Raw genomic sequence first — 17,424 nt, 5'->3', positions numbered from 1 at the left:
GCGGCTGTTTCTCTGTAATGGCTTCAGTCGTCGTTAACCCCATCTTGTATCTCTCCTCATAACCCCATGGATTCTGCTAAAAGCTCTACGACATGAACGGCCCGAACGGTGCCGGATAATCCTTCTCGCCTAATTCCTAATTGCATTTGCAGGAGGCATCCAGGATTTGTCGTAACAATAATAGTCGCCTGCGTTTTCTTGGAGTCGATCATTTTGGCATCTAGAATTTCCATTGACTCCTCATAGTTCACCATATTGTATATGCCTGCAGAGCCGCAGCACATATGAGGATTTTCCATTTCCTTGTAGGCAGCACCAGGAACGCTTTTGATCAACGCTAGAGGTTCAGACACAACTTTCTGCACATTGGTCATATGGCATGACCGCTGATAGGTGATGACCGCTTCGATGGGATGTTTGAAAGGGAGTTCGCATTGGGCCAAGAGCTGGCTAATATCCCGATTCTTCTTGGCAAAAGCGGCGGCCCGCTCCTCCCATTCCGGATCACCCTTAAGGAGATGGTCATACTCCACCAACGCAGCACCACATCCGCCGGCATTGTTAACAATAAAGTCTACATCCAGTGATTCAAAAGCCATAATATTCTGCTTCGCCAGATTACGGGCCTCATCCATTCTTCCAGTATGGGCATGCAGCGCGCCACAGCAGGTTTGCTCCTTAATCACATAGACCTCACAGCCTGCTGCCGCTAACAATTCCATTGAAAGTCGATTAATTTTCTCAAACATCGCATCCATGATACAACCGGTGAAGAAGGCAACCTTCCATTTGGTTGGAACCCCTTCACTCGGCTTAAACACATCCGGCCGCTGACGGCGGGCTTTTCGGTGATGTGATTGTAGGCAATATCTCTTCAAACGCAGATAAATTGCCCGGCAAAATTCTGCTTAGCTTCCCCTTACGGACTATTTTTTGCAAGCCAGAGGATTGATATAACCACAGCACATTCGACACTTGGTTTAATCGTTTAGAATTGGGCATTAATTTATTGATTAATGCATCTTGTGTCCATTTAACAGGTGCACTTTGGGCTTTCTGCTCGTGCAGAACCTCTCTGGCTCCTTCTAGAATCTTGCCATACTCAACGCCCGAAGGACATGCTGTCTCACAAGCCCGGCAGCCCAGACACAAGTCGATCGATTCTTGCATATCCATGACGGCGATGCGCCCTTCAGCCGCCATTTTTACTAAATTAATTCGCCCGCGGGGGGAATGGGTTTCTTTGCCCATCGACACATAGGTTGGACAAGCAGGTAAGCAGTAGCCGCACTGCACACATTGAATGGTTTCATCGTAAGGAAGTTTTGTCATCTCTTCATCCCTCTGTCAGTACGAGCTTTTGACCTGGTTTAGGAAATATTTTGCCTGGATTCATAATGTTCTTGGGGTCCCAGCTCTCTTTAATCCGTTTCATCATGTCCAGTCCGACTACACCTAGTTCCATTTCCATGAAAGGCGATTTCATAGTACCAATGCCGTGCTCACCCGAAAGTGTACCGCCTAAAGCAATAGCCGTTTCGAAAATTTCCGCAACCGCCATTTCCACCCGCTTCATTTCCTCTTGGTCCCTTTTATCTGCAATAATATTCGGGTGAAGGTTGCCGTCTCCGGCATGCCCGAACACAACAAGATTGACGTTGTACTTATCGCGAATCTCTTTCAGCCTTGCAAACATATCCGGAATTTTACTGCGGGGGACGGTTGCATCCTCGGATATTTTGGTCGGTTTCACCCTTGTGATCGCAGGGGATACCATTTTCCGGGCTTTCCACAGACTGTCGCTTTCCTCTTGCGTCTTGGCTATAATGACTTTCCGCGCACCGATTTTCTCGAAAATGGCGGCAACTTCAACCAATTCTTTTTCAACCGCGCGGGGATGACCATCGATCTCGATGAGAAGAATCGCTTCCGCATCGATGGGCAAGCCGCTTGGTTGATAGGACTCAACAGCCTGAATGCAGGCTTGGTCCATAATTTCCATTTTTGCAGGCAGAATGCCTGAGGTTAAAATTTGCGAAATGGCTTTGCCTGACGTGACAATATCATCAAAAATCGCCATTAACGTCCCGGTTGCACGCGGTTTTGGAATCAGCTGAAGAATCGCCTGTGTGATGATGCCTAAGGTTCCTTCCGCTCCAACGATTAGCTTTGTTAGATCGTAGCCAGTCACATTCTTGACGGTTCGACTGCCAGTTCGAATCACTTCCCCCTGAGGCGTGACCACTTCCAGACCGAGCACATAATCTTTGGTTACTCCATATTTCAACCCTCTTGGACCGCCCGCATTTTCCGCCAAATTTCCACCTATCGTAGAAATCGCCGAGCTGCTTGGGTCAGGGGGATACATCAATCCGTATTTATCTGCTGCGCGATGAATGTCACCCGTGATGATACCAGGAGACACAATGGCAATGAGATCATCAGGCATAATGTCCAGCACCTGATTCATTTTGGTCATATCCAGTACAATTCCGCCTTCAACAGCGAGCGGTCCTCCAGATAACGAAGTAGCCTGGCCCCTCGGACAAATAGGAATTGTATGTTGATAGGCCAGTTTAACAATGCGAGCCACTTCATCTGTAGATACAGGTTGAATCACAATTTCGGGAAAATGAATACCGAATGAAGCGTCGAAGGAATAGCTGGCCAAGTCTTGTTTATCCATGAAGATACGTTTTGGCTCTGGGATGATCTCGCGGATTTCAAGTACGATTGCCGCATCCACTTTTCTGTAGCCCACTTTATTCACCCCTTGCTGCACTTAGATTTCAAGCTGAATCGAGAGGAACTTATAATCCAAATAATCTTCGATGCCGTATTTCCCGCCTTCGCGGCCAACCCCGGATTCTTTCACACCGCCGAATGGCGCTTGAGCAACGGTTGGCAGGGGATCATTGATCCCGACAATGCCGTATTCCAAAGCTTCCGCAACACGGAACATACGGGATAGGTTTTGGGTAAATACGTAGGAAGCCAAGCCGAATTCCGTATCGTTGGCTTTCTGGATCACTTCTTCCTCTGTCTCAAATTCGAAAATCGGAGCCACAGGTCCAAATGTTTCTTCTCTGGAAATTTTCATTTCCTGTGTGGTATGCAGAAGCACCGTCGGTTGGAAAAAGGTCCCTTTGGCAAATTCGCCTTCCATAAGCCTGCTTCCACCACTGATCAATGTTGCTCCTTTGCTCATAGCATCGGCAATTTGATCTTCTACTTTCTCAATAGCCTGGTTATCGATAAGGGGACCGATGTTTACTCCCGCATCTAACCCATTGCCGACGACCAACAATTTCATTTTCTCTGCGATAATCTCGGCGAATTTCTTCGCGACCGATTTCTGAACATAAATGCGGTTCGTACACACACAGGTTTGGCCGGCATTGCGGAATTTACTTGCGATCGCGCCCTCCGCGGCTTTCTCCAAATCGGCATCTTCGAAGACCAGAAATGGTGCATTCCCGCCTAGCTCCATGGATACCTTTTTCATCGTATCCGCTGATTGTCGGACAAGCTCCTTGCCTACCTCCGTCGAACCGGTAAATGTAATTTTGCGTACGACTGGGCTTTTCATCATCGCCCCTACAACCGCTGATGCAGAACCATTCACAAGATTTACAACACCGGGCGGCAACCCAGCCTCATCAAATGCCTTGAAGATTTCAATCGCCGATAATGGTGTAGCGGATGCCGCTTTGAGCACAATCGTACAGCCCGCTGCGATAGCAGGAGCAACTTTACGCGTAATCATAGCCAGCGGGAAATTCCAAGGTGTAATGGCTCCGACAACACCAATCGGCTGTCGAATGACGATAATTCTTTTATTAGGTGCAGACGCAGGAATCGTATCTCCATAGATTCGTTTGCCTTCTTCGGCGTACCAATCCAAATAATCAATGGCCAGCCCGAGCTCTCCCTTCGCTTCAGCTACGGGTTTACCCATCTCACGTGTGACCAGTTCCGCGATTTCATCGGTTCGGGAGCGAAGAATATCCGCCGCCTTCTTCATATACGCATAACGCTCTTTTGCCGTCTTCTTCCCCCATGCTTGGAGAGCAGCCTGTGCAGCTTTTATTGCCGCTTCCGCATCAACGGCGTCCCCTTTGGCTACGGAGGCTACGATATTACCCGTCGCCGGGTTTTTTACCTCAAATGTTTGATTCGATTGTGCGTCACACCATTTTCCGTTTATATAAAGCATATGAAATCCCCCTTCATCTGGATTAGCCGAATATTACCGTTAGAGCTTCTCTGATAATCGTCATGGCTTGATCGATCTCCGCTTTGGAAACAGCCGTCGACGGCATAAAGCGGATGACATTTCTTTCTGTGCCGCAGGTTAAGAGAATAAGTCCTTTTTCGAGTGCCTTATCTTTCAGCATCGTAACAGACTGAGCATCAGGCTCGCCGTCCTTCGTCATAAGCTCCATGCCAATCATGACACCCAAACCACGGATATCTTTAATTGCCGCAAAGCTTGACGTAAGTCCCTTTAATTGGTCCATAAAGTACTGTCCCATAGCTACCGCGTTATCAAGCAGGCCGCCTTCTAACAGTTCGATTACGGCTAATGAGGCCGCACACGCAATCGGATTGCCGCCATACGTACCGCCATGAGTGCCAGGAGCCCACTGATCCATCAATTCGGCTCGCGCCACTAAAGCACTTAGCGGAAAGCCATTAGCAATGCCTTTGGCCAGCGTCAGAATATCCGGTTTCACATCAAAATTCTGCCATGCAAACATTTTACCTGTACGTCCGAATGCGGTTTGAATTTCATCATAGATAAGCAGGATGCCATGTTGATCACAAATTTCGCGAATCGATTTCAAGAAAGCTTTCGGAGGAACGATGTACCCGCCTTCGCCTTGAATCGGTTCCATAATGATGGCTGCTACTTGATCCGGAGCAATCAAGAAACGGAAAACTTCATCCAATTGATCCAGACAACGCTTCGTTTCAGCTTCCTCTTTCAATCCCGTACGGAAAGCGTAAGGATATTCTGCAAAATACACGCTCGGCAGCAGACCTTCATAATCCTTGCGGTAAAGCGAGTTCGATGCGGTTAATGTTGTTGTGGCAATCGTACGGCCATGGAAGCTGCGCTTAAAAGAAATAATGCCTGATCTTTTCGTTACCTTTTTCGCTAGCTTAATGGCTCCTTCATTGACTTCCGCGCCGCTGTTAGAGAAATAGACTTTATTTCCTCCGCCATTTAACTCATTCAATTTCTCCGCTAATTCGACATAGGCTGGGTAGTAGACCACATTATGACCGCCGTGGATTAGTTCCTCCATCTGGGCTTTCGCTTTTTCCACTACATACGGGTGGTTATGTCCTACATTGGTTACAGCCACACCGCTTGCAAAGTCCAAATATTGCTTGCCGTCTTCGGTTGTCACATAGGAACCTTGCCCTTTAATCACACCTAATTTTGTAGCGCGCAGCGCAGCTGGCGGCAATACTTCTGCAGCTCGTTCAAATAACGTTTTCTGAAGCAGTTTGTTCATGTGCCATCACCTTTTCCATTAAATTTATTAATCAGCAGATTGCTCTTTCAATCTTGGTTCGTTTATAATTTAGTCACATTGTTTGAAGTTGAAGGAGGCTGCTTGCGATCGAACTCAAAAACTTAAAATCGTTTCAAGTCGCTGCAGACTATATGAACTTAACCAAAGCTGCCGAACACCTAGGCTATACGCAGCCAACTATCACTTTACAAATTCAACTTCTCGAAAAAGAAATCGGTCATAAATTATTCCATCGTATCGGTAAACAAACATTTTTAACGCCCGCTGGAAATCTACTGAAGCAATATACGGACAAGCTGATGCTCGTTGTTCAAGAAATGGAAGAAGGATTAAAGCAATTAGATCTTCCGCATGGATCCCTTGTTATTGCTGCGCCAGAGTTTTATTGCAGTCATTATTTGTCCTTCATCATCAGTGATTTCTTGAAAGCTTATCCTCAGATCAATTTGCGTCTCGTTTCATGCAACAGTCACGACACGATTAAAATGATTTCTTCCCGTACGGCGGACATCGGCATCATTGCAGGTGCTTGCGACTCTAAAGAAATCGAGGCCATCCTGCTCAAAAAAGAAGATCTGCTCTTGACCGCAGCAAGCAATTTGACCCCAGAGAACGATTTATCCTTTATTTTTAAAAATTTTCCGTTTATTTCTTATCAACACAGCTGCAATTTTACCGAATTGGTCAACAGCTGCTTATCCAATATGACCTACTCCCCTTCTTCCATCATTGAACTAGGGAGCGAAGAAACGATTAAACAGGCGGTTATCAATAAAATGGGAATCGCTTTAGTTAGTGAAGATTTGATGAAATCAGAGATCAATACAGGTGCAGTCACCGTTCTTGAACGCTTTCCGAACCAAGTGGAAACATCCGTTATTTATTTAAAAAGCCGAGCCCATGAACCTGCAATTAAGTCGTTCTCGGATTTATTACAAGGCGTTTGGGACATCCAAAGCTAACGCAAGTGCTTGTTCCTTTCTTTTTTGCAGAGCGATCAGCGAAATCATTTCAAAAATGAGGTTTGCCGCCAAAGCGGAAGTAATTTGGTCATGATCATAAGCAGGCAATGTCTCCACAAGATCAAAGCCGATAAAGCGGATTTCGTTCAACCTGCGCAGGATAGCCAACGCTTCACGGGACATGACACCGCCAACTTCGGGCGTGCCTGTTCCCGGAGCAAAAGCTGGATCAATAAAGTCAATGTCAAATGTCATAAATACAGGACGATCTTGCACTCTCTCTTGAATCATAGAGACGATTTTGTCCGTCCCCATCTCCACAAGTTCTTCTGTCGTAACGACTTGAAAGCCAAGATCTTTAGCATCTTGCACGTCGTTAGGATGGTTTAACGATCCCCTAATCCCAATTTGGATGGAATGTGCGGTATCAATAAGTCCTTCTTCTACTGCTCGACGGAATGGTGTGCCATGTGTATACTTTTGGCCGAAATAAGTATCCCACGTATCACAGTGTGAATCGAATTGGAGAAGCGCAAGCGGACCATAGGTTTTGGCGGCTGCACGCAGCTCTCCCAAAGTAATCGAATGATCTCCGCCGATGATAATCGGAACAATCCCCTTTTCATAAATTGGCGTTAATTCCTCTACCATTTTGTCATAGGTTTCCTTAATGAACCCTGGGATCACCGAAATGTCTCCATAATCTACACCTGAAACGTAATCAAACAAGTTCAATTGATGATAGGGTGAGAATGTTCGGGTTAGAACCGAAGATTCACGAATGGCTTTCGGGCCAAATCGAGCCCCTGTACGAAAGGTTTGCCCCGTGTCGAAAGGTACACCTGCCACCAAAAAATCAATTTCCTCTAGTGTCTGAACATGCGGCAATCGCATAAATGTGGTAATCCCGCTAAAGCGAGGTTGCTTAAATGATGCGTCCGGCTTATATTTAATCATGATATGCCTCCTAATATAGGGATCTTTGAGCGTAGCTCAAAGTCTCTCCGCTTTGGGATCTTTGAGCGTAGCGCAAAGTCTCTCACTTCTACAGTTTAATATCAATGATGTTGATCATCTGATCCCATTCTTGGGATTCATATAACACCATATTTTTCAAAAATAGATCTACACATCGATTCATGTATTGGTTCGTTCTTGCTGAGATATGCGGTGTAATCATCAAGTTGTCCATGCCCCACAGCTTATGATCGGGAGGAAGCGGTTCTTCTGCAAACACATCCAAAGCCGCCCCTTTCAATTTGCCTTGCTTCATAACCGCAATAAAATCGCTTTCAACTACTAAATCCCCACGCCCTGCATTAATGAAAATGGCGTCGTCCTTCATAGCACGGAAGCGTTCTTGGTCCATTAGTCCAATCGTAGATGAAGTAGATGGAAGCACGGAACAAACAATATCGCATTCGCTAAGCAGAGCGTCAATTTGTTGAAAAGGGAAGACAGCGTCGAAATCCTGAACCATTCTGCCATCCCTATTTAATCCGATGGTTCTCAAACCCAATGCTTTGGATTTCTTTGCAATCTCGCTTCCAATATGGCCAGTTCCTAGAATGCCGATGGTTTTTCCTTCCAACTCTTCGGCTTCATCCGTACCGTCCCAATGCCGATTGCCTTTACTATTTAAATATTTCGAAATATCCTTATAGAAATAAAGAATCATACTTAACACATATTCACTGATCGGTTTAGCGTGAACTCCGCTTGCTGTCGTCAGTTTGATATTTCTTCTGAACATCGCATCAAGCGGCAAACTATCATAACCAGCGCTAAATAGTTGAATCCACTCTAAGTTAGGCAATTGTTCCAGATCGGATTCCGTAATGATGTCATCGTAGTTGCCATAAGTAAGGAGTATTTTGATTTCATCTTTATTCGTTATGGAAGGAAAGTCTTTGGATACTTGAATTTGTTTTCCAGTCTTCTCGAATACCTGAAGACAATGCTTCTCACTAAAATCAAGCGTTGTGCACAGAATCATATGTCTCTCCTTTCCAGCCTGAAACATTTCGTAGATCGTTTGCTGTTTTTCTCAGGATAGCACATGGCTTTAGCGTTTAAAAAATTGCAATTCTTAATAGTAACCATTGGTAAAGCTGATGTACCGAGGCCCAATCATTGAGATTTGTAATGGTAACTATACAGTTTTTCAATTAGTTTCACATTTTCATTCAATGTTATGATGAATCCAATAAAAGCCGAATGACTTTGTAACCGCATACAACTACAATTAATTAGGAGGGTCTACATGAAAAAGATTTTTCTTATTGCATTAGCTTCCATGATTACATTGACAACCGCTTGCAGTTCCAAACCAGCTACAGATAAAGTCACAGGGAAAGTTGCTACAGATGATAAAGCTTTAACCGTTACGCTTCCTACTTGGCCGGGATATGGTCCGCTATTCTTGGCCAAAGAAAAAGGATTCTTCAAACAGCGCGGTGTTAACATCGATCTTACGGTTATTGATGGATTAGGTGAAAGAAAGCAGGCATTAGCTGGCGGGAAAGTTCAGGGAATGGCTACCGCAACGGATGTTACTGTATCCGTAGCTGCCAGTTCGGTTCCCCTCGGCATCGTTTGGGTTTTTGATGATTCTTATGGCGGGGACGGCATCTTGGCTAAGAAAGAAATCGCATCTCCTGCTGATTTGAAAGGGAAAAAGGTTGCCTTGGAAGTGGGTTCCACCAGTCATATTTTCTTATTAAAAGTTCTTGAAAAGGCTGGATTGACCGATAAAGATGTGGAAATTGTGCAAATGTCCGCTGGAGATGCCGGCGCAGCCTTTGTGGCAGGCAAGGTAGATGCGGCTGTAACCTGGGAGCCATGGTTATCCAAAGGGACGGCTGCCGGTGGGAAAGTGCTGGTTTCCAGTAAAGATTTAACCGGAATCATTGTAGATTCGGTCAGCTTTGCCAGTGATGTGATTAAGAATCAACCAGAGAAAATGAAAGCGTTCGTAGCTGCTATGAATGACGCGATGGTTTACTGGAAAGCAAATGATAGCGAATCCGTCAAAATCATGGCGAACGGTTTGAAAATGAGTGAGGAAGAATTCAAAGCAACCGTAGGATCACTTAAATTCTATGGATTGGAAGATAACAAAATACAGATGGGGACAGCCGATAAACCAGGTCCTATCTACAGCACGGCTAAATCAGCAGCTGATTTCTACTTTTCCAAAAAGTTAATTGAAAAAGCGCCTGATGTGAATCAGCTAATTGTTCCGTCTTTCGTTCGTGAATTGAAATAATCGATAATCCCTCGGATGAAGGAGGCAAACCCATGATAAAGAAGTGGTTCTCACCTATGAAAGAAATCCCAAAAGCTGCCGCCATGCGGTTAGGCGTTTCCGCGTTTATCCTGCTGATTCTGCTCTGGTCAATAATGACGTTCGGCGGCTGGGTCAAACCTATATTTCTACCTTCACCAGGCAAAGTATTGGACACTTTTGTGAATCTGATGAAGGAAGGCAGCCTGAACCGCGACATCTGGGATAGTCTATTGCGGGTTGTTTTAGGATTTGCCTTTGCGGCCATTATCGCCGTTCCCTTAGGTTTGTTCATGGGATGTTTGCGATCTGTGCAATCCTTTTTTGAACCCATGATCAGCTTTATTCGTTACATGCCGGCTTCTGCTTTCATCCCCTTATTCATTCTATGGATTGGAATCGGCGAATCGGAAAAAATGACGATTATTTTCTTCGGAACGTTTTTCCAGCTAACGCTAATGATTATGGATGTCACCAAAAATGTATCCAAAGATTTAGTCGAAATTTCTTATACCTTAGGTGCGACTAACTGGCAAATTTTCCGCAAAATCATTTATCCAGCAGCCAAACCAGGCATTGTCGACACACTGCGTATTACCTTTGGATGGGCATGGACGTATCTAATCGTGGCAGAAATTGTTGGTGCAAGCTCAGGTTTAGGCTATATGATCATGCAATCCTCTCGCTTTCTGCGTCCCGATAAAGTCATCATGGGCATTATCATTATTGGTTTGTTGGGCTTAATCACTGATTTGCTGTTCAAATTATTTTATAAAAAAGCCTTCGCCTACCTCAATAAAGGGGGGAAATAAACTTGTCTTCTCTACCTAAAAAACAAGAAACGATGCCAGCCTCGCTGCACTTGGTCAAAAAGAATCAACTCGTCATCGACAAAATATCAAAAGTATTCCCTACGAAAATTGGGGATGTTATCGCTCTTCAAGAAACGTCCCTGACCATCAACGAAGGCGAGTTCATTACTATTCTTGGTCCGTCCGGCTGTGGAAAATCAACGATTCTTAGAATTGTCGCAGGGCTAGAACAAGCTTCCTCAGGAAAAGTAACTTTTAAAGGAAAAGAAATAACGGAACCCGGCATTGATCGTGGCATGGTGTTTCAAACCTATACCCTATTTCCATGGCTGACCGTAGAGGACAATATCTCCTTCGGCTTAGAGTTAAAAGGAATTCGGCAAGCAGAACGGAGAGAAATAGCCCGTCATTATTTGAACTTAATCGGACTCACCGGTTTCGAGCATCACTTTCCCGCCCAGCTTTCAGGAGGCATGAAACAACGTGTTGCCATCGCTCGAGCGCTTGCCAATGATCCCGAAATATTATTGATGGACGAACCATTCGGCGCATTGGATGCACAAACCCGTTTGATTATGCAGGAAATCTTACTCAAAGCTTGGGAAGGCACCAAAAAGACCATTCTCTTCATTACACATGACGTCGACGAAGCGATTTTTCTTGGAGATATTGTGCATGTCATGACAGCGAGACCAGGTAAAATTAAGCAAACCGTAGCTGTACCCTTTGATCGGCCCCGAAACTATGAAATCAAACATACCAAAGCGTTTTTTGATATGACGCAGGAATTGCTCTCTTATATTCGGGAAGAAAGCTTTAAAGTGTTATGAAGCCGTAGTAACTGGCAGCAACCAAGGGATTTTCATAATTGTTACCTGGCTCAACCTAGATGCGATGTGAAAAAAAGAACCTCAAGCTCCTTTTGTGGAGTCGAGGTTCTTTTCACATCATAGGTGTGACCTGTTCCTAATACCACCCATCTATACGGAACGAGGAGGCGTTATTTCACTGAGATCTGCTCAAATTTGGGTTCAAGCGGAACGACGATTCGTTATTTGGCCGTTTTTGCGTCTGCAGCGTGTTTTTTAAACAAATAAGGTCTTCACGTTCCGTGAGATGCCTGTTTAGCTCTCATTTGCTCAAAATAACGATCCGTCGTTCCTTTTCATGGTAAAAGGGGCTCGACAACCGCCCTACCGCACCACGACGAGGGCTCAGGATTCAGTCGTGTTGGGAAAAGTTCTATATGGGATGCCTTCTTCTTCTTTGCTTTTATTCCAATTAGAAGCTTTTCTGGAAGACCACAAGGCTTCGATTTCCTCCAGCGATTTCCCCTTTGTCTCGGGCACAAGACGCCAAGTGAAAAAGAAAGTGAGCAAGGACATGAAACCGAATATCCAGAATGTCACCGCTGGCCCTGCAGAACCAAGCATCGGAGGAAAGGTCTGCGATACGATATAATCCGCTGTCCATAGTACCATGGAAGCTATCGCCGTAGCTTTTCCACGAATACGGTTCGGGAAAATTTCGGACATAATCACCCACACGACAGGCCCAAGCGATACAGCAAAGGAAGCCACATACAGTAAAATAAAGATTAGCACCAATGGCCCTGAAGGTTGTCCCGTTTGAAAGGCGGCGCCTATAACGACTAGGCACACTGTCATGGAGGCAGATCCTACAAGTAAAAGAGCCTTACGTCCTACCTTATCGATGAGCCAGATAGCAAGAATGGTGAAGAGGAAATTAATCAAACCGACCAAAATGGTCTGAATCAGCGAAGCATTCGTGCCAGCACCCGTTGCTTTAAAAATTTCTGGGGCATAGTACATAATCGCATTGATTCCCGTAACTTGCTGTAGAACAGCAAGCCCCACACCTACGATTAATGCAAGCCGCAAAGCAGGGCTGAACAGTTGGCGGATCGATCCGCTTTCCTGTATGAACGATTCCTTGATATCCAATACTTCCTGTCTGGCCAGTTCGTCGCCGTGAATCTTAAGCAAAATCGGAAGAGACTCTGCTGCTCTCCCCTGCTTGATCAACCATCTCGGACTTTCAGGCACAAAGAAAAGCAGTACTAAGAAGAGTAAGCCCGGAAGAACCCCGAAGCCGAACATCCACCGCCAAGCTGTTGAAATATCCCACGCATCGTCGCCATACCCCGCAATGCCCATATTAATGAAATATACGAGGAAGATACCGGTCACCGTTGCGAACTGATTGAGGGCTACAAGACGGCCGCGATACTTGGCAGGCGCTATTTCTGCGTTATAAAGAGGGCATAGCGTTGAGGTAATACCAATCCCAAGTCCGCCAATAATGCGGGCAATAATATAACCGGTGAACGTATCTGGAATGGCGGAACCAATGGAACCGATAATAAATAGGATCGCAGCCATAATCAGCACTTTTTTCCGGCCGAACCTGTCCCCCAACACACCAGCTCCTGCTGCTCCAACGATACACCCGATGATTAAGCTGGAGACCGCCCAACCCACTTCCACCTCACTGAGGCCGAAACGTTCTTTCATAAAACCGATTGCACCCGACACAACAGCTGTATCAAATCCAAATAATAAACCGCCCAAAGCGGCAACCATCGAAACTAGCGTTACAAACTTCATGCTTACTTGTTGGTCTTGATTGTTTATATGTGAGCTCATAAGCGATTATCCCTCCTGACTTATCCGCACCTTCATGCGAGTCTTTTATCATGAACAAATCGTAAATCGTCTAATGCGAGACTCATTATACCATGCGTTTTGTTCAAGTTAGGGGCCAATTCCCTTCACTTATTTGTTGTTTACAAGCATAATATTGATGCCTGTAATTAACCGTCAGATATAGGGCAGCAGACTAGCACATTTTTGTTCGGTAAAAACAAAAAAGTCCATGCATCTCAGCATGAACCCTCTTTTAAAGTTGGTTGCGGTATTCGGTAGGCGTTACCCCTGTTACCTTTTTAAATACTCGGCTGAAATAATTCGGGTCTTTATAACCCACCTTATAACAGACTTCCTTTAAGCTGAATTGCCCGTCCCTTATGAATTCTTTGGCCCTTTCGATCCGCAGCCTTGTCACATAATCAATGAAGGTTTCTCCCGTTTGCTGCTTGAATACTTTGCTGAAATAATACGGGTTCAAGTGGACATGCTCAGCCACGTCTTCGAGGGAAAGCTCCTCACGGAATTTATCTTGAATGAACGTGATGGCGTTGTCTAGGACACTCCATGTTCGCTGTTCACGTTCCTCGCGGATTCGTTTGATTGCCAATTCCACGTAAGTACGTTCAGAAGTATTGTCTGCAATCAACTTATCAGCCGTTTCCCGCTCCCCTTCTAGGGAAAGCATTTTCAAATTCTCAAAAGAACAAAGGTTACCCCAATTTTTAGGATAAGTAGATGCGAAGACGGCTTCAAAATACGATCTCCTTATTCCTTCAATATCCACTTGGACGGATCCGATGCCTACATTCGCGTCTATACTACGTTGTTGATGAAGTGTCTCCACCAGCTTAGCGCCTAGGAAGTGAGCCTCTTCTTGCAGTATCTCATCCTTGATTTCTGCCTTCTCGAGAAGAAAAATGACCATATGCCGATGGACCATAGAACTGACCACACAACCGACCCTATTCTTGATAAATCCTTTGGCGCAGTTTTTTACCGTTTCGTAAACCTTTTTCTTTTCGATGCCTAATTCCTGCTCGGATGTATGCCCGAATTCCGGCAAGGCGAGCACAAGCGCACATCCTTTGTCTATGGCAAGCTCGAGGATATCAGCCAGATACCCCACCTCGGTTTCATTCACTTGATCTGACATAAAGACCAGAGCCATTTCCGTTTCCGCCAGCGGAAGCAGCTGGAAGTACTTATCGCGCATTGCGAACTCCTCATCGCGTTTTCTTTGATCCTGATCTATTTCAGCTACCATCCGCTGGAGGAGTGCGACGACTTGATCACGCTTTGCCGGTTTAATCAAGTACTCCTTTACCCCCAAGGAAAGGGCTTCTTTAGCGTATTCAAATTGTTCATAGGCCGTAACGAGAACCATCTTGATCTGCGGACTATGAGCCTTAATTTCCTTTAACGCTTCAAGGCCTTGAATGCCCGGCATCCTGATATCCATCAGCACGATATGCGGCCGAAATTCATCTGCCTTTTGAATAGCCACGCGACCATTCTCTGCATGAATAATTTCAAAGGTATTCGGCATCATTCGGGTAACAATCCATTCAATGCCTTCTCTCTCTAAAGCTTCATCATCTGCGATCAGTAGGCGATACATCTCCATCCTCCTTTCCTGCAGCAGGCATCCGGATAAGAACAGTCGTCCCTCGGCCCGGCTCACTGTGAATATCTACAAGATTCCTCCTACCATAGAATAATTCGAGTCTTTTAAACACATTACGCGTCCCTAAACCCGTGGATTGTCCCTTTTCTTGGCCAAGCAGCGGTTCGGATTCGAAGTGAAGCAGAGACTCGCGGACCTCCTCGCTCATACCGATCCCATTATCCGATATGGCAACCCTTACCTCACCAGGTCCGCATGCAATAACCAGCTTAATCTCAGCCCCTTCTTCCATTCCCTCAATACCGTGGACAAAGACGTTCTCAAGTATCGGTTGAAGGGTTAGCATGGGAACAAACACACCCAGTCCGCTCTCGTCAATATCCGTTACAAACTGAATCCGGTCGCGAAAGCGGGCCTGTTGGATGGTAAAGTACTCTTTGGCATGCTCGACCTCATCCCTGAGCGTCACCGGACGATCCAATTTCCGAAGATTATACCGAAGAAGATTCGACATGGATACCGTAAGATCGCTTGTTTTCTCAGCACCCTCAAGCAGAGCAAGCTTGGATATGACATTCAAGGAATTAAAGAGAAAGTGCGGATTTATCTGATTTTGCAAAACTTCCAGCTCCAACTCTTTGACCAGCTTGTCCTTTTCCAAGCTTTCTTTCTCTTTCATAATCAGTTCTTTCAAATTATCCTGCATGCGCCCAAAAGCCTTAGATAACATTCCAAACTCATTACGCTCGCTAATCTGCGGAGGGGGCGCTTGCAAATTCCCGTCTGAAATTTGTTGAGCCGTTAAGGCCAACTGCTTGATCGGTCGGGTAATACCTAGGGAGATCCAATAAGCAAACAACACGCTTATCAGCGTATTCAAGATAAAGATAGCCACTCCCCAATGATTCATAACTTCCGTTTGGATAAGAATTTGTCTGTAGAAGGGCTGATAATAACTGAGTTCCAAGTCAATAAGATGATGTCCTTCATCTTGGATGAACGCTGCTGTCTGCTCAGCCTCTTCGTAGAAAGCCGCATATGTCAAAGAGCCTTGGCTATTTAAAGCCTCTATTACACCCGCTTCTTGCCCTATAAAAGTATCGATCATATTGCGATAGCTGCGGACTCTAAGATCAGTAGTTGTATTTGTCGTCTTCTGTGCAGACAAGCTTTCCCGCAGATGATTGAGCTCATCCCTCTGACCTATATATGTCTTGCGGCTGTTCTCCGTTCGATCCATTAAGTAAACATTCAGAGCATGAAGATTCCCCTGCGTTTGTCCGGCAATTTGCTTGTACAATAATACCCGATCCAGCATCACATTATAGCTTTGCTGCACCGTTCTTCCGCTTTCAAAGATGAAATAAGCGACTGCGTTATTCAAGATAAAAAGCACCGGGATGACAATAAATAGCATTCTACGTATATTCATGGGCTGCCCACACTTGCCTTCAAATGGTCTCTATCCAGAATTTCCGTAGTGGTGAAGTGCTGGACCGGAATGGAGTTCCCTTTGAAAATTTCCGCCAGCAAATAAACGGATTTGAATCCAATCTCTTTAGGCTGCTGAACGACGGAAGCTAGGATTGCTCCTTGGGAGATACCCTGCTTGGTTTCCTCCAGGTCATCAAATCCGTACACGCTTACATCTGCTCGATTCGCTGCCTTCAGTCCTTCCACAATACCAACAGCATCTAAGGAGCTAAATCCGACCATCGTCTGAATACTTGCGTATTGGTTTAACATAGCTTCTGTCTGCTTAGCGGCTTGAATCCGTGAAATATTCGATGAGTGGACAGCTACGATTTCAAAGCCTGGCGTACTTCGAATAATTGAACGGAAACCCTCTAGACGCAGCTGTTGATTGTCCGCCAGTTCGCTTCCGATCATGACGCCGATACGGCCTTTCCCGCCAGCAGCTTTCACTACAAGCTCTCCCATGCGTTTGCCCGCTTCCCAATTATCTGTTCCCACGTAGGCAAGTCGCCGGCTCTCCGGCTCATCCGCATCTACTGTGATCACAGGAAGACCTTGATCTATTGCTTTGCTGATCAGTTGATCGTAGTGCTGCTCCTTTATCCCTTGCACGATAATGGCATCCGGTTTGGCAGCAATCGATTTCTCCAGGAGATTCATTTGTTCAGCAGGATTTATGCGAATCGGCCCCATGTAATCAATCTTCATACCCAGCTGCGCCGCGGCTTCTTTTGCTCCCAGTTCCACCGTTCTCCAGAATGGATTATCAATCTCTTGGGCTATAAGTACAACGTGCTTGATACGTTTATCCTCTACCTTGCTCTGTTCCATTTGCCCGACCAGGTGATCAATCTTAAGCGTGGAAGATAAAAACTGGAATAAAAAATAACAGAAAACAAGAAATATGCCTATCAGCCCCACAGTCCACTTGTTATTTGCCATGGAGCACCCCCGAGGTTTAGTAAAAAATATAGACTTATTATACAAAGCCTGCAGATAAAACGGAAATTACGTTTAGTATTCGATTATGAATAATTTTCCTATACATA

Annotated in this window: 15 protein-coding genes; 4 read left to right on the top strand and 11 right to left on the bottom strand. The window is 45.3% G+C overall.

Translation table 11 applies throughout. The features are described from left to right. Positions 1–56 precede the first annotated feature (56 nt). The 5 genes from QFZ77_RS05280 to QFZ77_RS05260 form a co-directional block, all read right to left on the bottom strand. Positions 57–821 carry a (Fe-S)-binding protein gene (locus QFZ77_RS05280; RefSeq protein ID WP_307437082.1) on the bottom strand — a complete coding sequence of 255 codons (765 nt, stop codon included), beginning with the start codon at positions 819–821 and terminating at the stop codon, positions 57–59. Next, positions 814–1,332, bottom strand: coding sequence for a (Fe-S)-binding protein (locus QFZ77_RS05275; protein WP_307437078.1), 519 nt, complete (start codon positions 1,330–1,332; stop codon positions 814–816). The genes QFZ77_RS05280 and QFZ77_RS05275 overlap by 8 nt, the downstream gene beginning before the upstream one ends. 4 nt (positions 1,333–1,336) lie before the next feature. Further along, positions 1,337–2,686 carry an FAD-binding oxidoreductase gene (locus QFZ77_RS05270; protein WP_307449264.1) on the bottom strand — a complete coding sequence of 450 codons (1,350 nt, stop codon included), beginning with the start codon at positions 2,684–2,686 and terminating at the stop codon, positions 1,337–1,339. Positions 2,687–2,782: 96 nt separating this feature from the next. Then, positions 2,783–4,216: an NAD-dependent succinate-semialdehyde dehydrogenase gene (locus tag QFZ77_RS05265; protein ID WP_307437073.1), complete on the bottom strand. Its 1,434-nt coding sequence runs from the start codon at positions 4,214–4,216 to the stop codon at positions 2,783–2,785. Positions 4,217–4,238: 22 nt separating this feature from the next. Next, positions 4,239–5,525, bottom strand: a complete 1,287-nt coding sequence (locus QFZ77_RS05260) for an aspartate aminotransferase family protein (protein ID WP_307437070.1) — start codon at positions 5,523–5,525, stop codon at positions 4,239–4,241. Positions 5,526–5,623: 98 nt separating this feature from the next. On the opposite strand from QFZ77_RS05260, the gene QFZ77_RS05255 reads away from it, so the two are divergent. Then, positions 5,624–6,508, top strand: coding sequence for a LysR family transcriptional regulator (locus QFZ77_RS05255; protein WP_307449261.1), 885 nt, complete (start codon positions 5,624–5,626; stop codon positions 6,506–6,508). Here QFZ77_RS05255 and speB read toward each other — a convergent pair. Together speB and QFZ77_RS05245 are read right to left on the bottom strand one after the other, a co-directional pair. Continuing rightward, a complete protein-coding gene (speB, locus tag QFZ77_RS05250) occupies positions 6,479–7,465 on the bottom strand; it encodes an agmatinase (RefSeq protein ID WP_307437066.1) in 987 nt (328 codons plus the stop codon). The genes QFZ77_RS05255 and speB overlap by 30 nt on opposite strands. An 88-nt stretch (positions 7,466–7,553) precedes the next feature. Continuing rightward, a complete protein-coding gene (locus QFZ77_RS05245; RefSeq protein ID WP_307437063.1) occupies positions 7,554–8,504 on the bottom strand; it encodes a D-2-hydroxyacid dehydrogenase in 951 nt (316 codons plus the stop codon). A 267-nt stretch (positions 8,505–8,771) separates the two neighbouring features. Here QFZ77_RS05245 and QFZ77_RS05240 point away from each other — a divergent pair, with 267 nt between their 5' ends. Genes QFZ77_RS05240 through QFZ77_RS05230 form a run of 3 tightly spaced genes read left to right on the top strand, consistent with a single transcriptional unit; the run spans position 8,772 to position 11,436 of the window. After that, positions 8,772–9,776, top strand: a complete 1,005-nt coding sequence (locus QFZ77_RS05240) for an ABC transporter substrate-binding protein (RefSeq protein WP_307437060.1) — start codon at positions 8,772–8,774, stop codon at positions 9,774–9,776. Between the two features lie 32 nt (positions 9,777–9,808). Then, positions 9,809–10,606: an ABC transporter permease gene (locus QFZ77_RS05235; protein ID WP_307437057.1), complete on the top strand. Its 798-nt coding sequence runs from the start codon at positions 9,809–9,811 to the stop codon at positions 10,604–10,606. A gap of 2 nt (positions 10,607–10,608) precedes the next feature. Continuing rightward, positions 10,609–11,436 (top strand): ABC transporter ATP-binding protein, encoded by an 828-nt coding sequence (locus QFZ77_RS05230; protein WP_307437054.1) that lies wholly within the window; start codon positions 10,609–10,611, stop codon positions 11,434–11,436. 384 nt (positions 11,437–11,820) lie between these two features. On the opposite strand, the gene QFZ77_RS05225 is transcribed toward QFZ77_RS05230, so the two are convergent. From QFZ77_RS05225 to QFZ77_RS05210, 4 genes are all read right to left on the bottom strand, one after another. Next, positions 11,821–13,272, bottom strand: a complete 1,452-nt coding sequence (locus QFZ77_RS05225) for a sugar porter family MFS transporter (protein WP_307437052.1) — start codon at positions 13,270–13,272, stop codon at positions 11,821–11,823. 253 nt (positions 13,273–13,525) lie between these two features. Further along, entirely contained in the window at positions 13,526–14,893 is a 1,368-nt protein-coding gene (locus QFZ77_RS05220; RefSeq protein WP_307437046.1) for an AraC family transcriptional regulator, read from the bottom strand. Continuing rightward, a complete protein-coding gene (locus QFZ77_RS05215) occupies positions 14,868–16,331 on the bottom strand; it encodes a sensor histidine kinase (RefSeq protein WP_307437043.1) in 1,464 nt (487 codons plus the stop codon). Before QFZ77_RS05215 ends, QFZ77_RS05220 begins: the two co-directional genes overlap by 26 nt. Beyond that, positions 16,328–17,317 (bottom strand): substrate-binding domain-containing protein, encoded by a 990-nt coding sequence (locus QFZ77_RS05210; protein WP_307437041.1) that lies wholly within the window; start codon positions 17,315–17,317, stop codon positions 16,328–16,330. Before QFZ77_RS05210 ends, QFZ77_RS05215 begins: the two co-directional genes overlap by 4 nt. Positions 17,318–17,424 lie beyond the last annotated feature (107 nt).

The sequence above is a fragment of the Paenibacillus sp. V4I3 genome, from assembly GCF_030817215.1.
Taxonomy (GTDB): Bacteria; Bacillota; Bacilli; order Paenibacillales; family NBRC-103111; genus Paenibacillus_E.
The sequence above is the reverse complement of the archived record's forward strand: the minus strand, read 5'-3'. Positions and strand labels throughout refer to the sequence as shown.

Coding starts and splice junctions, on each gene's coding strand:
- QFZ77_RS05220 (WP_307437046.1), bottom strand. CDS start 14,893: ATGTATCGCCTACTGATCGCAGATGATGAAGCTTTAGAGAGAGAAGGC.
- QFZ77_RS05265 (WP_307437073.1), bottom strand. CDS start 4,216: ATGCTTTATATAAACGGAAAATGGTGTGACGCACAATCGAATCAAACA.
- QFZ77_RS05260 (WP_307437070.1), bottom strand. CDS start 5,525: ATGAACAAACTGCTTCAGAAAACGTTATTTGAACGAGCTGCAGAAGTA.
- QFZ77_RS05275 (WP_307437078.1), bottom strand. CDS start 1,332: ATGACAAAACTTCCTTACGATGAAACCATTCAATGTGTGCAGTGCGGC.
- QFZ77_RS05225 (WP_307437052.1), bottom strand. CDS start 13,272: ATGAGCTCACATATAAACAATCAAGACCAACAAGTAAGCATGAAGTTT.
- speB (WP_307437066.1), bottom strand. CDS start 7,465: ATGATTAAATATAAGCCGGACGCATCATTTAAGCAACCTCGCTTTAGC.
- QFZ77_RS05245 (WP_307437063.1), bottom strand. CDS start 8,504: ATGATTCTGTGCACAACGCTTGATTTTAGTGAGAAGCATTGTCTTCAG.
- QFZ77_RS05235 (WP_307437057.1), top strand. CDS start 9,809: ATGATAAAGAAGTGGTTCTCACCTATGAAAGAAATCCCAAAAGCTGCC.
- QFZ77_RS05270 (WP_307449264.1), bottom strand. CDS start 2,686: ATGGATAAACAAGACTTGGCCAGCTATTCCTTCGACGCTTCATTCGGT.
- QFZ77_RS05210 (WP_307437041.1), bottom strand. CDS start 17,317: ATGGCAAATAACAAGTGGACTGTGGGGCTGATAGGCATATTTCTTGTT.
- QFZ77_RS05240 (WP_307437060.1), top strand. CDS start 8,772: ATGAAAAAGATTTTTCTTATTGCATTAGCTTCCATGATTACATTGACA.
- QFZ77_RS05215 (WP_307437043.1), bottom strand. CDS start 16,331: ATGAATATACGTAGAATGCTATTTATTGTCATCCCGGTGCTTTTTATC.